The following is a 14,565-nucleotide window of genomic DNA, read 5'->3' as shown; positions in this document are numbered from 1 at the left end:
AGTAATCTCAAGGATGCGATTATCGACGAAGTTCTCCGCTTTTATCGCCTTGCTAACCGGGTTGACCATCTTTGTCACCCTGATCGGCTGTTCGCTCAGTTTTTATAATGCGATCCAGGGAAAGCTGGTGAACCGCGTCCAGTCCGTGGCGTCGGTGGTTGATTCCCGCCTTGTCAGCACGCCCTTTCCAGAACTTTCCCGTCAGTTGGACGAGCTGATGGCTCCGGTTGATATCACGCGTGTGGAGATTAAGCAGGGCGGAAAAACCATTTTCAGCCACAGCGGGCAAAAGGGTTATCGACCGGCCGGTGCGCCCCCCCAGATTTTCGAGCTAACCGTCCCCTCCCTGAAAAACCCCGGTATGACCATAAGCCTGGCCTATCTGGACCCGATGAACAGTTATTTTCGTTCATTGATGACCACTGCGCCGCTGACGGTGGCGGTGATCTTCGTGGTGATGCTGATCTTCCTGGCGGTGCGCTGGCTGCGTCGCCAGCTCTCGGGGCAGGAGCTGCTGGAGTCGCGTTCGGTGCGGATCCTTAACGGAGAACGTGGGGCCCAGGTGCGCGGGTCCGTCTATGAATGGCCGTCACGCACCAGCAGTGCGCTGGATGTTCTGCTGTCCGAAATTCAGTTTGCCAGCGACCAGCGCAGCCGGATGGATACGCTGATCCGCTCCTATGCCGCCCAGGACAACAAAACCGGCCTCAACAATCGTCTTTTCTTTGATAATCAGCTGGCTACCCTGCTGGAAGATCCTGAAAAAGTGGGCTCGCACGGGGTGGTGATGCTTGTCCGCCTGCCAGACTTCGACCTGCTGAAAGACAACTGGGGGCGGGCGGTGGCGGAAGAGCATCTGTTTATGCTCATCAATATGCTTTCCACCTTTATGATGCGCTATCCCGGCGCGCTGCTGGCGCGCTATCACCGCAGTGATTACGCCGTGTTGCTGCCGCATCGCACCCTGAAAGAGTCAGAGAGCATTGCCAGCCTGCTGTTAAAGTCGGTGGATGCGCTGCCGCCCAGCAAAATGCTGGATCGTGATGACATGGTGCATATCGGCATTTGTGCCTGGCGCGGCGGTCAGACCACCGAGCAGGTGATGGAGCACGCGGAAGCCGCCACCCGCAATGCCGTATTGCAGGGGGCCAACGGCTGGGCGGTTTATGATGACTCCCTGCCGGAGAAAGGGCGCGGCAACGTGCGCTGGCGGACCTTGATTGAACAGATGCTTACCCGCGGCGGGCCGCGGATTTACCAAAAGCCGGCGGTACTGGCCAATGGCCAGGTCCATCACCGGGAGCTGCTCTGCCGCATCTTTGACGGCAACGAAGAGGTGGTGTCGGCGGAGTATCTGCCGATGGTATTGCAGTTTGGTCTGTCCGAAGAGTATGACCGCCAGCAAATTTCGCGATTGATGCCATTCTTATCCTTCTGGCCGGAAGAACATCTGGCGCTGCAGGTGACGGTAGAGTCGTTGATCCGCCCGCGATTCCAGCGCTGGCTGCGCGATGTGCTGATGCAATGTGAAAAATCGCAGCGTAGACGGATTATTTTTGAACTTGCAGAGGCGGATGTTTGTCAACACATCAGTCGGTTACAGCCGGTCGTTCGGCTGATCAATGCGTTGGGGGCTCGTGTAGCGGTGACGCAGGCGGGTCTGACACTGGTCAGCACCAGCTGGATTAAGGCGCTGGAGGTAGAGCTGCTGAAGCTGCATCCGGGGCTGGTAAGGAATATCGAAAAACGTACGGAAAACCAGCTGCTGGTACAGAGCCTGGTTGAAGCCTGTAAGGGAACGCAAACGCATGTATTTGCCACAGGTGTACGGTCACGAACGGAATGGCATACGTTGACAGAGCGCGGAGTTACAGGGGGTCAAGGAGATTTTTTTGCGGCCTCTCAGCCTCTTGACAGCAATGTGAAAAAATATTCGCAAAGATACTCTGTTTAACCTGCCGTTTAGTGAGTTTTCACGTAGAATATCGCGCCTGTAGCGTGATGTATGACGAGCAAAATGACAGTGAGCGACCTTTAACGGGTTACAAATGAACGTGAGGAACGCTGTTTTTTCTCAGCCCTGAGGGAGTCAGGCGACGATTTGTAACAAAGGAAACGTGCTGCACAAATTTTCACCGTAGCAGGCGATTTTTGCGCCTTGTCGCTGCTGCGTGTGGTTGGTAAAGTAAGCGGATTTTGTTTTCCGCCCCAGCTTTCAGGATTATCCCTTAGTATGTTGAAAAAATTTCGTGGCATGTTTTCCAATGACCTGTCCATTGACCTGGGTACCGCGAATACCCTCATTTATGTAAAAGGACAAGGCATCGTACTGAATGAGCCTTCAGTTGTGGCCATTCGTCAGGATCGTGCTGGTTCACCGAAAAGCGTAGCGGCCGTCGGCCATGACGCTAAGCAGATGCTTGGTCGTACGCCGGGTAATATCGCTGCCATTCGTCCGATGAAAGACGGCGTTATCGCTGACTTCTTCGTGACCGAGAAAATGCTTCAGCACTTTATCAAACAGGTGCACAGCAACAGCTTTATGCGTCCAAGCCCGCGTGTTCTGGTGTGTGTGCCGGTTGGCGCTACCCAGGTAGAACGTCGTGCTATTCGTGAATCCGCTCAGGGCGCTGGTGCGCGTGAAGTCTTCCTGATTGAAGAGCCAATGGCTGCCGCTATCGGTGCTGGCCTGCCGGTTTCCGAAGCGACCGGCTCCATGGTGGTGGATATCGGTGGCGGTACCACTGAAGTGGCCGTTATCTCCCTGAATGGTGTGGTTTACTCCTCTTCCGTACGTATCGGTGGTGACCGCTTCGATGAAGCCATCATCAACTACGTTCGCCGTAACTACGGCTCTCTGATCGGTGAAGCCACCGCAGAGCGTATTAAGCACGAAATCGGTTCTGCTTACCCGGGTGACGAAGTGCGCGAGATCGAAGTGCGCGGTCGTAACCTGGCCGAAGGCGTTCCACGTGGCTTTACCCTGAACTCCAACGAAATCCTCGAAGCGCTGCAAGAGCCGTTGACCGGCATCGTCAGCGCCGTCATGGTTGCCCTCGAGCAGTGCCCGCCGGAACTGGCTTCCGATATCTCTGAGCGCGGTATGGTTCTGACCGGTGGTGGTGCGCTGCTGCGTAACCTCGACCGCCTGTTGATGGAAGAGACAGGAATTCCTGTCGTAGTTGCAGAAGATCCACTGACTTGCGTAGCCCGTGGCGGCGGCAAGGCGCTGGAAATGATCGACATGCACGGCGGCGACTTGTTCAGCGAAGAGTAGTCAGGTGTGAAAGGGTAGCGGATGGCTACCCTTTCTCTCTGACGCGAGAGTACGCATAGCCTATGAAGCCAATTTTTAGCCGTGGCCCGTCGCTACAGTTTCGCCTGATCCTTGGGGTGTTGGTAGCGCTTGGTGTCATTATTGCCGATAGCCGCCTCGGTACGTTCAGCCAGATCAGAACGTACATGGATACCGCCGTCAGTCCTTTCTACTTTGTATCAAATGGTCCCCGTGAATTACTCGACAGCGTCTCGCAAACCCTGTCCTCACGAGATCAACTCGAACTTGAAAACCGCGCGTTACGTCAGGAACTGCTGCTGAAAAACAGCGAGATACTGATGCTGGGCCAGTACAAGCAGGAGAATGCTCGTCTGCGTGAGCTGCTGGGTTCCCCGCTGCGTCAGGATGAGCAGAAGATGGTGACCCAGGTGATTTCCACCGTTAACGATCCGTACAGCGATCAGGTGGTGATCGACAAGGGCAGCGTCAATGGCGTGTACGAAGGCCAGCCGGTGATCAGCGATAAAGGCGTCGTCGGCCAGGTGGTTGCAGTCGCCAAGCTGACCAGCCGCGTGCTGCTGATTTGTGATGCCACCCATGCGCTGCCGATCCAGGTACTGCGTAACGATATCCGCGTGATTGCGGCCGGTAACGGCTGTACGGACGATCTGCAGCTGGAACATCTGCCGGCGAATACCGATATTCGCGTGGGCGATGTGCTGGTGACATCGGGTCTGGGCGGTCGCTTCCCGGAAGGTTATCCGGTTGGGGTGGTCTCCTCCGTGAAGCTGGATACCCAGCGCGCCTACACCGTGATTCAGGCTCGTCCAACGGCGGGTCTGCAGCGCCTGCGCTATCTGCTGCTGCTGTGGGGTGCCGATCGTAACGGGACTAACCCGATGACCCCGGAAGATGTGCATCGCGTGGCGAATGAACGTCTGATGCAGATGATGCCGCAGGTTCTGCCTGCGCCAAACTCGATGGGGCCGCCTGCGCCAGTTCCTGCGCCGGCAACCGGGCTGACCCAGCCGCCGCCTGATGCGCCACCGCCACCGCAACTCTCCCCGGGAGGGCAATAGTGGCAAGCTACCGTAGCCAGGGACGCTGGGTTATCTGGCTCTCGTTTTTGATCGCGCTGTTGCTGCAAGTGATGCCCTGGCCGGACGACATTCTCGTTTTCCGGCCAAACTGGGTGCTGCTTATTCTGCTCTACTGGATCCTCGCCCTGCCGCACCGCGTAAATGTGGGCACAGGTTTTGTGATGGGTGCCATACTGGATCTGATTAGTGGCTCAACGCTTGGCGTTCGCGCTCTGTCCATGAGTATCATCGCATACCTGGTCGCTCTGAAATTCCAGCTCTTTCGTAATCTGGCGCTCTGGCAACAGGCGCTGGTGGTGATGTTGTTATCCATGGCCGCGGATATCATTGTTTTCTGGGCAGAGTTTTTAGTGATCAACGTCTCTTTCCGTCCGGAAGTGTTCTGGAGTAGTGTAGTAAACGGTGTGCTCTGGCCATGGTTGTTCCTGCTGATGCGTAAGGTTCGTCAGCAATTTGCCGTGCAATAAAAGGTTTCTATGACGTCTTTGTATCTCGCTTCCGGCTCTCCGCGCCGTCAGGAACTCCTGACGCAGTTAGGGGTATCTTTTGAACGCATCGTCACCGGCATTGAAGAGCAACGTGCCGAGGGTGAAAGCGCACAACAGTATGTTTCCCGTCTGGCACGGGAGAAAGCGCAGGCAGGCGTGGCGCAGGCGCCGCGTGATTTACCGGTGCTGGGCGCAGATACCATCGTGATCCTTAACGGTGAAGTCCTCGAGAAACCGCACGACGATGAACATGCGTTTACGATGCTGCGCAAATTGTCCGGCCATACGCATCAGGTGATGACCGCCGTCGCGCTGGCAGACCGCCAGCACGTGCTCGACTGTCTGGTGGTCACCGATGTCACGTTCAGAGTACTCACAGAAGAGGATATCGCCGGTTATATCGCCAGCGGTGAACCAATGGATAAAGCAGGTGCATACGGTATTCAAGGGTTGGGTGGCTGTTTTGTCAGGAAGATCAATGGCAGCTATCACGCCGTAGTCGGCTTACCGCTGGTGGAAACGTATGAGTTGCTAAGCAATTTTAACTCACTGCGTGAGGGAAGGGATAATTATGACGGCTGAATTGTTGGTAAACGTAACGCCCTCGGAAACCCGTGTGGCCTATATCGATGGCGGAATTCTTCAGGAAATTCATATCGAGCGTGAAGCGCGGCGCGGAATAGTAGGCAATATCTACAAAGGTCGTGTCAGTCGTGTACTACCGGGTATGCAGGCGGCATTTGTAGATATTGGCCTGGATAAAGCGGCATTTCTGCATGCCTCCGATATCATGCCGCACACCGAATGCGTGGCGGGTGAAGAGCAAAAACAGTTTACCGTCCGTGATATCTCCGAGCTGGTGCGTCAGGGCCAGGATCTGATGGTGCAGGTGGTAAAAGACCCGCTGGGCACCAAAGGCGCGCGTCTGACCACCGACATCACCTTACCTTCCCGTTATCTGGTCTTTATGCCTGGCGCCTCTCATGTTGGCGTTTCCCAGCGTATAGAGAGCGAAAGCGAGCGCGACCGGCTGAAAAAAGTGGTTGGCGCCTACTGTGATGAGCAGGGCGGGTTTATCATTCGCACCGCCGCAGAGGGGATCAGCGAAGAAGACCTCGCCTCTGATGCCGCCTACCTGAAACGCGTCTGGACCAAGGTGATGGAGCGTAAAAAACGCAACCAGACGCGCTATCAGCTGTACGGTGAGCTGGCGCTGGCCCAGCGCGTACTGCGCGACTTCGCCGATGCCCAGCTGGATCGCATCCGCGTCGATTCCCGTCTGACCTATGATGCGCTGCTCGAATTTACCGCCGAGTACATTCCGGAAATGCCGGGTCTGCTGGAGCACTACACCGGACGCCAGCCGATCTTCGATCTCTACGATGTCGAGAACGAAATCCAGCGCGCGCTGGAACGTAAAGTCGAACTCAAGTCCGGTGGCTATCTGATTATCGACCAGACCGAAGCGATGACCACCGTGGATATCAATACCGGGGCGTTTGTCGGTCACCGCAATCTGGACGACACCATTTTCAATACCAATATTGAAGCGACGCAGGCCATTGCGCGTCAGCTTCGTCTGCGCAATCTGGGTGGTATTATCATCATCGACTTTATCGATATGAGTAACGAAGACCACCGCCGCCGCGTGCTGCACTCCCTGGAGCAGGCGCTGAGTAAAGATCGCGTGAAAACCAGCATCAACGGCTTCTCCCAGCTTGGGCTGGTTGAGATGACCCGCAAGCGCACCCGTGAGAGCGTGGAGCATGTGCTGTGCAACGAGTGCCCGACCTGTCATGGCCGCGGCACGGTGAAGACGGTGGAAACGGTCTGCTATGAGATCATGCGGGAGATTGTTCGTGTGCATCACGCCTACGACTCCGACCGCTTCCTGGTCTATGCTTCTCCTTCGGTGGCGGAAGCCCTGAAAGGGGAAGAGTCCCACGCGCTGGCAGAAGTGGAAATCTTCGTCGGCAAACAGGTAAAAGTGCAGATAGAGCCGCTCTATAACCCGGAGCAGTTTGACGTGGTGATGATGTAATCCGCAGGTACTGCGAGACAAGAACGGCTGACAAGGAGAGACGCGTGAGGCGACTGCCGGGGATTTTACTGCTTACAGGGGCAACGCTGATCGTGATTGTCGCGCTGCTCGTAAGCGGGCTGCGCCTCATATTGCCGCATCTGGACGCCTGGCGCCCGCAGGTGCTGGAGAAGATCGAATCCGCGACCGGCATGCCCGTCGCGGCCAGCCAGCTCAACGCGAGCTGGCAAAATTTCGGCCCGACTCTTGAAGTGCGCGACATCAACGCGCAGTTGAAAGACGGCGGCCATCTGAAAATCAAACGCGTGACTCTGGCGCTGGACGTGTGGCAAAGCCTGCTGCACCTGCGCTGGCAGTTTCGCGATCTTACCTTTTATCAACTGCAGTTTCTGACCAACACCCCGCTGCGCAGTGACGACCAGGGCGAAGGCTTCGAGGCCAACCGCGTCAGCGATCTGTTCCTGCGCCAGTTCGATCATTTCGATCTGCGCGACAGTGAAATCAGCTTTATTACTCTCTCAGGACAGCGTGCCGAACTGGCGATCCCTCAGCTTACCTGGCTCAACGGCAAAGAGCGGCACCGTGCGGAAGGCCAGGTCAGCCTCTCCAGCCTGAACGGACAGCATGGCGTGATGCAGGTGCGGATGGATCTGCGTGATGATAAGGGGCTGCTGAATAACGGCAAAGTATGGATGCAGGCCGATGACGTGGACGTCAAACCCTGGTTGGGTGAGTGGGTGCAGCAGAATATGCAGCTGGAAACCGCGCGCTTCAGCATTGAAGGATGGATGACCCTCACCGATGGCCAGTTCGCCAGCGGCGATATCTGGCTGAAGCAGGGGGGCGCCAGCTGGCCGGGGAAGGCGCGCCAGCATCAGCTTTCGGTTGATAATCTGACCGCGCACGTCACCCGCGAGAAAGAGGGCTGGCAGTTCGCCATTCCGGATACCCGCATTACCATGGACGACAAGGCGTGGCCGCGCGGGGCGCTGGCCCTGGCCTGGATCCCCGGGCAGGACGTGGGCGGTGCTAATAACACACGCAGCGACGAGCTGCGCATTCGTGCCAGCAATCTGGAGCTGTCAGGCCTTGAGGGGCTGAGAACCATTGCAGCGAAGCTCTCCCCGTCGCTGGGCGACGTCTGGCAGGCTACCCAGCCGGTGGGCGCGATCAACGCCCTGGCGCTGGATATTCCACTGCAGGAGACGGAAAAAACGCGCTTCAACATCGCCTGGACCGATCTCGCCTGGAAGCAGTGGGAGCTACTGCCGGGCGCCGAGCATTTCAGCGGCACATTGCAGGGCAGCGTGGAAAATGGCCGCCTGGTGGCCCATATGCGCGATGCGAAAATGCCTTACGAAACCGTCTTCCGCGCCCCGCTGGAGGTGGAGAAAGGCACCGCTACCCTCCACTGGTTGAAGAACGAGAAGGGTTTCCAGCTCGACGGACGTGACATCGACGTGAAAGCCAAAGCGGTGCATGCCCGGGGTGATTTCCGCTATCTGCAGCCGGCTGGCGATGAGCCCTGGCTGGGGATCCTGGCGGGCATCAGCACCGACGATGGGTCACAGGCCTGGCGCTATTTTCCTGAAAACCTGATGGGCAAAGCGCTGGTGGACTACCTGAGCGGCGCCATTCAGGGCGGGCAGGCGGATAACGCCACCCTGGTGTATGGCGGTAACCCGCACCTGTTCCCCTACAAGCACAACGAAGGCCAGTTCCAGGTTCTGGTGCCGTTACGCAACGCCACCTATGCCTTCCAGCCTGAGTGGCCGGCGCTGAAAAACCTCGATATTGAGCTTAACTTCATCAACGACGGGTTGTGGATGAAGACCGACGGCGTGGCGCTGGGCGGGGTAAAAGCCAGTAACCTGACCGCAGTGATCCCGGACTATTCGAAAGAAAAGCTGCTGATTGACGCTGATATCAACGGGCCCGGAAAAGCCGTTGGGCCGTACTTTGACGAGACGCCGCTGGATGATTCCCTGGGCGCCACCCTTCAGCAGCTCCAGCTGGATGGTGATGTGAATGCTCGCTTACATCTGGATATCCCGTTCGACGGCACCATGACCACCGCCAAAGGCGACGTCAGGCTGAAGAATAACAGCCTGTTCATCAAGCCGCTGAACAGCACGATTAACAATCTGAGCGGCCAGTTCAGCTTTGTGAATGGCGATCTCAAAAGCGGGCCGCTGACCGCAAGTTGGTTTAATCAGCCGGTGAATATCGACTTCTCCACCACCGAAGGCGCGAAAGCCTATCAGGTGGCCGTGAATCTCGATGCCAGCTGGCAGCCTTCGCGGATGGATGTACTGCCAAATGTCATCAGCCAGTCGCTGGAAGGCCGCCTGCCGTGGAACGGCAAAGTCGCGATTGAGCTGCCTTATCGTGGCGATGCCCAGTATAAAGTGGATATCAGCGGCGAGCTGAAGAACGTCAGCAGCGACCTGCCGTCGCCGCTGGAGAAGAGCGCGGGTGAGCCGCTGCCGGTGAAACTGAACGTCGACGGGGATCTCAACAGCTTTACCCTGACGGGCAATGCCGGTGGTAAGAATCACTTTAACAGCCGCTGGTTGCTGAACCGCAAGCTGACGCTGGATCGCGCCATCTGGACCAGCGACAGCCGCACGCTGCCGCCGCTGCCGGAACAGGCGGGCGTCGAACTCAACCTGCCGCCGATGGATGGCGCCGAGTGGTTAGCCCTGTTCCAGAGCGGCGTCGGGCAAAACGTGGATGAGTCGGCACAGTTCCCGCAACATATCACGGTACGCACTCCGGCCCTGACGCTGGGTGGACAGCAGTGGAATAACCTGAGCATCGTCTCGCAGCCGACCCTGAACGGCTCAAAAGTCGAGGCGCAGGGGCGGGAGATCAACGCCACCCTGCTGATGCGCGACACCGCGCCATGGCAGGCGGCGATCCGCTATCTTTATTACAATCCGGCGAGCGTCACTGCCGGGAAAGGCAATACAGTTTCGCCGTTAGCCAGTACCTCGCGGGTTAATTTCAGCAGCTGGCCTGATTTACAGCTGCGCTGCGCCGAGTGCTGGCTGTGGGGGCAAAAGTACGGTCGTATCGATGGCGATTTCACCATTAAGGGCAACACCCTTACCCTGGCGGGCGGACTGATTGATACCGGCTTTGGTCGTCTGACCGCCAACGGCGAGTGGGTGAACGGTGCCGGGGAGCAGCGCACCTCGCTGAAAGGGCAAATCAAAGGCAACAAGCTGGATGCGGCATCAAATTATTTCGGTATCACCACGCCGATTCGCGGTTCGTCGTTTGATCTCGACTACGATCTGCACTGGCGCGACCAGCCGTGGAAGCCTGACGAAGCCACGCTGAACGGCATTCTGAAGACCCGGTTAGGCAAAGGTGAAATAGCGGATCTGAGCACCGGCCATGCGGGGCAGCTGCTGCGTCTGCTCAGCTTCGACGCTCTGCTGCGCAAGCTGCGCTTTGACTTCAGCGATACCTTTAATGAAGGATTCTACTTTGACTCCATCCGCAGCACCGCGTGGATCAAGGATGGGGTCCTGCACACGGATGATACGCTGGTCGACGGGCTGGAGGCGGATATTGCCATGAAAGGCTCCGTCAATCTGGTGCGTCGCGAACTGGATATGGAAGCGGTGGTGGCACCGGAAATCTCCGCCACCGTTGGCGTGGCAGCAGCCTTCGCCGTTAACCCGATTGTCGGCGCGGCGGTGTTTGCCGCCAGTAAAGTGCTGGGGCCGCTGTGGAGCAAAGTCTCTATTCTGCGCTACCACATCACCGGCCCGGTCGATAAACCGCAGATTAATGAAGTGCTGCGTCAGCCACGCAAAGATGCACAGCAATGATTTGACGCGGGCAATTAATTGCCTCACTCTCAATAGATAATATCTTAGATACGTCCTGTGGACGGCAACGAACGAGTAGCAAAACGATGAGTCTGAACCTGGTAAGTGAACATCTGCTGGCAGCGAACGGCCTGAGCCATCAGGACCTGTTTTCCATTCTTGGTCAACTGACCGAACGCCGTCTCGACTACGGCGATCTCTACTTTCAGTCGAGCTATCACGAATCCTGGGTTTTAGAAGACAGCATCATCAAAGATGGCTCTTATAACATCGACCAGGGCGTTGGTGTCCGCGCCGTTAGCGGTGAGAAAACCGGTTTTGCCTATGCGGACCAGATTAGCCTGACTGCTCTGCAGCAGAGCGCGCAGGCAGCACGTACCATCGTGCGCGACAGCGGTGATGGTCGGGTGAAAACCCTGGGCGAAGTGCAGCACTCTGCGCTCTACACCAGCGTCGATCCGCTGCAAAGCATGAGCCGCGAAGAGAAGCTGGATATTCTGCGTCGGGTAGACAAAGTCGCCCGTGCGGAAGATAAGCGCGTGCAGGAAGTCTCTGCCAGCCTGAGTGGCGTATATGAGTTGATTCTGGTGGCGGCAACCGACGGCACCCTGGCCGCCGACGTGCGTCCGCTGGTCCGTCTCTCCGTCAGCGTGCTGGTGGAAGAGGACGGCAAACGCGAGCGTGGCTCCAGCGGCGGCGGCGGTCGTTTCGGTTACGAGTGGTTCCTGAACCCGGTTGAGGGCGAAGTGCGCGCCGACGCCTGGGCGAAAGAGGCGGTGCGGATGGCGCTGGTCAATCTCTCTGCCGTCGCGGCACCTGCGGGTACTCTGCCGGTGGTTCTGGGCGCAGGCTGGCCTGGCGTGCTGCTGCACGAAGCGGTGGGTCACGGGCTGGAAGGCGACTTCAACCGTCGCGGCACCTCGGTCTTCAGCGGCCATATGGGCGAGCTGGTGGCCTCTGAGCTTTGCACCGTGGTGGATGATGGCACCATGACCGATCGTCGTGGCTCGATCTCCATCGATGATGAAGGAACGCCGGGTCAGTACAACGTCCTGATCGAGAATGGTATCCTGAAGGGCTACATGCAGGACAAACTGAATGCGCGCCTGATGGGTGTGGCGCCAACCGGTAACGGCCGTCGCGAATCTTACGCGCACCTGCCGATGCCGCGTATGACCAACACCTATATGCTGGCGGGTAAATCCACGCCGCAGGAGATCATCGAGTCGGTTGAATATGGCATCTACGCGCCAAACTTCGGTGGCGGCCAGGTGGATATCACCTCCGGTAAATTTGTCTTCTCAACCTCAGAAGCCTATCTGATTGAGAAGGGCAAAGTGACCAAAGCGGTGAAAGGGGCGACCCTGATTGGCTCCGGCATCGAAGCGATGCAGCAGATCTCGATGGTCGGTAACGATCTGAAGCTGGATAACGGCGTCGGCGTCTGCGGTAAAGAGGGCCAGAGCCTGCCGGTGGGCGTCGGTCAGCCGACCCTGAAGGTGGATAACCTCACCGTCGGCGGTACCGCATAATTCCCCTTCCGAAATACCCTCTCCCTGTGGGAGAGGGTTATTCCTTCCTTCCCCGCATCTCCTGAAACAGCGCCGCCACCTGCACGAAATAATCCGTCAGATAGTTAATGCACACCTGCACCTTCAGCGGCAGTTTGTCCTTTTCGGTATAGACCGCATAAACCGGGCGCGGGTCCGACTGATAGCGCGGGAAGAGGATCTCCAGCTCGCCGCTGTTGATCTCGTTGATCACCCACATCAGCGGGACGTAAGCGATCCCGGCCCCGGCCACCAGCCAGCGGGAGATCGTCATCGGATCGTTGGTAACAAAGCGCCCCTGCGGCAGCAGTTTTGTCGAGAGCCCTTCCGGCGCGACCAGCTCAAATTCATTATCCGGGCGCACGCTATACTCCAGCCAGGCGTGATTGCTGAGATCCGCCGGCTTCTCCGGGCTCCCCGCTCTGGCGAGATACTTTTTCGCCGCGCATACCACCATCGGCATACTGCCCAGGCGGCGGGAAAAGAGGCTGGAGTCCTGCAACGCCCCGACCCGGATCACCACATCCAGCCCGTCGGCAATCAGATCCGGGGCGGGAATACCAGTGACCAGATTGACCGTCAGCCCCGGGTACTCCTGCAACATGTCGGCGGTCATTCCGGCCAGCACATTTTGTGCCATAGTTGAAGAGCACCCGATACGCAGCGTACCGATGGGAGTGTTGTTGAAGGCGTAAAGTTGCTCATGCACCGACTGGGCCTCATACAACATCCGCCGACAGCCCTGATAATAGATTTTGCCGGCTTCGGTCAGACCAAGGCTGCGGGTGCTGCGGTTGAGGAGCTTCACCTGGAGGTCATCTTCCAGTTTGGCGACGGTCTGACTGATTGACGAGACGCTCATTTGTAGTTGCCTGGCCGCGGCTGTGAAGGAGCCCAGCTCAACGACTTTGGCAAAAACTGACATCCGTTTTAGACGTTCCATTATTCACTCTGGCTTAAAAGTGATTTAGATCACATATGATAGATAACAGCATAACAGTTACGCTAATATATTATTAATACATTATAGCTACGCCACTCTCGCCCGGCTTTTCTTGCCCCTTCTGCGGTGCCGTATGCTGAATAATTCTTTCGCCTGCTCGCTCTAATCAAGGTCAACATGAGTCTGTTTCCCGTTATCGTGGTGTTCGGATTATCGTTCCCCCCGATATTCTTCGAACTTCTTTTATCACTGGCGATTTTTTGGCTGGTGCGAAAGGTGCTGGCTCCTACCGGGATCTATGATTTCGTCTGGCACCCTGCATTGTTCAATTCCGCGCTGTATTGCTGCCTGTTCTATCTGGTATCGCGCCTGTTTGTTTGAGGTAGATGTGAAAACGCTAACAAGAAAAATCTCCCGTACCGCCATTACCCTGGCACTGGTTATCCTCGCGTTCATCGCGATTTTTCGCGCATGGGTTTATTACACCGAGTCGCCCTGGACGCGCGATGCGCGCTTTAGCGCCGACATCGTCGCCATTGCGCCGGACGTGGCGGGCCTGATCACTGCCGTCAATGTGCATGACAACCAGCTGGTGAAAAAGGATCAGGTGCTGTTCACCGTCGATCAGCCTCGCTATCAGAAATCGCTGGAAGAAGCGGAGGCGGATGTCGCCTACTACCAGGCGCTGGCTGCGGAGAAACGCCGTGAGGCGGGGCGCCGTAATCAGCTGGGTGTGCAGGCGATGTCCCGCGAGGAGATCGATCAATCCAACAACGTGCTGCAAACCGTGCTGCATCAGCTGGCGAAGGCCGAAGCCACGCGCGATCTGGCGAAGCTCGATCTTGAGCGTACCGTGATCCGCGCGCCGTCCGACGGCTGGGTGACCAACCTCAATGTCTATACCGGGGAATTTATTACCCGCGGCTCCACCGCCGTGGCGCTGGTCAAACAGCACTCCTTCTATGTGCTCGCCTATATGGAAGAGACCAAGCTGGAGAACGTCCGTCCGGGCTATCGGGCGGAAATCACCCCGCTGGGCAGCAACCGTGTCCTGAAAGGGATGGTCGACAGCGTGGCGGCAGGGGTGACCAACTCCAGCGCCACCCGTGACAGTAAAGGGATGGCGACCGTCGACTCCAATCTTGAGTGGGTGCGTCTGGCGCAGCGCGTGCCGGTGCGTATTCGACTGGATGAACAGCAGGGCAACCTGTGGCCTGCGGGCACCACCGCCACGGTGGTGATCACCGGTGAGAAAGATCGGGACGCCAGCCATGACTCGCTGTTCCGCAAAATTGCTCACCGCCTGCGTGAGTTTGGTTAATCG

11 protein-coding genes are annotated in these 14,565 nt (G+C 57.5%); 10 read left to right on the top strand and 1 reads right to left on the bottom strand.

Annotated features, from left to right (window positions below; genetic code table 11):
* Positions 1–13: 13 nt before the first annotated feature.
* The 8 genes from csrD (at position 14) to tldD (ending at position 12,280) form a co-directional block, all read left to right on the top strand.
* The gene (csrD, locus tag ES815_RS07475; protein WP_142487294.1) at positions 14–1,954 is read left to right on the top strand and encodes an RNase E specificity factor CsrD; all 1,941 of its coding nucleotides are present in this window, start codon (positions 14–16) and stop codon (positions 1,952–1,954) included.
* Positions 1,955–2,233: 279 nt separating this feature from the next.
* The gene (gene mreB / locus ES815_RS07470) at positions 2,234–3,277 is read left to right on the top strand and encodes a rod shape-determining protein MreB (protein WP_000913396.1); all 1,044 of its coding nucleotides are present in this window, start codon (positions 2,234–2,236) and stop codon (positions 3,275–3,277) included.
* A 62-nt stretch (positions 3,278–3,339) separates the two neighbouring features.
* The gene (gene mreC / locus ES815_RS07465; protein WP_142487293.1) at positions 3,340–4,356 is read left to right on the top strand and encodes a rod shape-determining protein MreC; all 1,017 of its coding nucleotides are present in this window, start codon (positions 3,340–3,342) and stop codon (positions 4,354–4,356) included.
* Positions 4,356–4,844 (top strand): rod shape-determining protein MreD, encoded by a 489-nt coding sequence (gene mreD / locus ES815_RS07460; RefSeq protein WP_032614566.1) that lies wholly within the window; start codon positions 4,356–4,358, stop codon positions 4,842–4,844. Before mreC ends, mreD begins: the two co-directional genes overlap by 1 nt.
* A 9-nt stretch (positions 4,845–4,853) precedes the next feature.
* Entirely contained in the window at positions 4,854–5,447 is a 594-nt protein-coding gene (locus ES815_RS07455; RefSeq protein ID WP_142487292.1) for a Maf family protein, read from the top strand.
* Complete coding sequence (rng, locus tag ES815_RS07450; protein ID WP_142487291.1) at positions 5,437–6,906, top strand: ribonuclease G; 1,470 nt, start codon at positions 5,437–5,439, stop codon at positions 6,904–6,906. Before ES815_RS07455 ends, rng begins: the two co-directional genes overlap by 11 nt.
* A gap of 44 nt (positions 6,907–6,950) precedes the next feature.
* Positions 6,951–10,748: an AsmA2 domain-containing protein YhdP gene (yhdP, locus tag ES815_RS07445; protein ID WP_142487290.1), complete on the top strand. Its 3,798-nt coding sequence runs from the start codon at positions 6,951–6,953 to the stop codon at positions 10,746–10,748.
* An 86-nt stretch (positions 10,749–10,834) separates the two neighbouring features.
* Entirely contained in the window at positions 10,835–12,280 is a 1,446-nt protein-coding gene (tldD, locus tag ES815_RS07440; RefSeq protein ID WP_142487289.1) for a metalloprotease TldD, read from the top strand.
* Positions 12,281–12,317: 37 nt separating this feature from the next.
* Here tldD and aaeR read toward each other — a convergent pair whose 3' ends face one another.
* Positions 12,318–13,241, bottom strand: coding sequence for an HTH-type transcriptional activator AaeR (gene aaeR / locus ES815_RS07435; protein ID WP_142487288.1), 924 nt, complete (start codon positions 13,239–13,241; stop codon positions 12,318–12,320).
* A 177-nt stretch (positions 13,242–13,418) separates the two neighbouring features.
* On the opposite strand from aaeR, the gene aaeX reads away from it, so the two are divergent.
* Both aaeX and aaeA read left to right on the top strand, forming a co-directional pair.
* The gene (gene aaeX / locus ES815_RS07430; RefSeq protein ID WP_032614553.1) at positions 13,419–13,622 is read left to right on the top strand and encodes a p-hydroxybenzoic acid efflux pump operon protein AaeX; all 204 of its coding nucleotides are present in this window, start codon (positions 13,419–13,421) and stop codon (positions 13,620–13,622) included.
* A gap of 7 nt (positions 13,623–13,629) precedes the next feature.
* On the top strand, positions 13,630–14,562 hold the full coding sequence (gene aaeA, locus ES815_RS07425) for a p-hydroxybenzoic acid efflux pump subunit AaeA (RefSeq protein ID WP_142487287.1): 933 nt from the start codon (positions 13,630–13,632) through the stop codon (positions 14,560–14,562).
* Positions 14,563–14,565: the final 3 nt, after the last annotated feature.

The organism is Leclercia adecarboxylata, assembly GCF_006874705.1.
GTDB lineage: Bacteria > Pseudomonadota > Gammaproteobacteria > Enterobacterales > Enterobacteriaceae > Enterobacter > Enterobacter adecarboxylatus_C.
The sequence above is the reverse complement of the archived record's forward strand: the minus strand, read 5'-3'. Positions and strand labels throughout refer to the sequence as shown.

Excerpts from the sequence above, each read along its gene's own strand:
- mreB (WP_000913396.1), top strand. The coding sequence starts at position 2,234 with ATGTTGAAAAAATTTCGTGGCATGTTTTCCAATGACCTGTCCATTGAC.
- tldD (WP_142487289.1), top strand. The coding sequence starts at position 10,835 with ATGAGTCTGAACCTGGTAAGTGAACATCTGCTGGCAGCGAACGGCCTG.
- aaeX (WP_032614553.1), top strand. The coding sequence starts at position 13,419 with ATGAGTCTGTTTCCCGTTATCGTGGTGTTCGGATTATCGTTCCCCCCG.
- rng (WP_142487291.1), top strand. The coding sequence starts at position 5,437 with ATGACGGCTGAATTGTTGGTAAACGTAACGCCCTCGGAAACCCGTGTG.
- ES815_RS07455 (WP_142487292.1), top strand. The coding sequence starts at position 4,854 with ATGACGTCTTTGTATCTCGCTTCCGGCTCTCCGCGCCGTCAGGAACTC.
- aaeR (WP_142487288.1), bottom strand. The coding sequence starts at position 13,241 with ATGGAACGTCTAAAACGGATGTCAGTTTTTGCCAAAGTCGTTGAGCTG.
- csrD (WP_142487294.1), top strand. The coding sequence starts at position 14 with ATGCGATTATCGACGAAGTTCTCCGCTTTTATCGCCTTGCTAACCGGG.
- mreC (WP_142487293.1), top strand. The coding sequence starts at position 3,340 with ATGAAGCCAATTTTTAGCCGTGGCCCGTCGCTACAGTTTCGCCTGATC.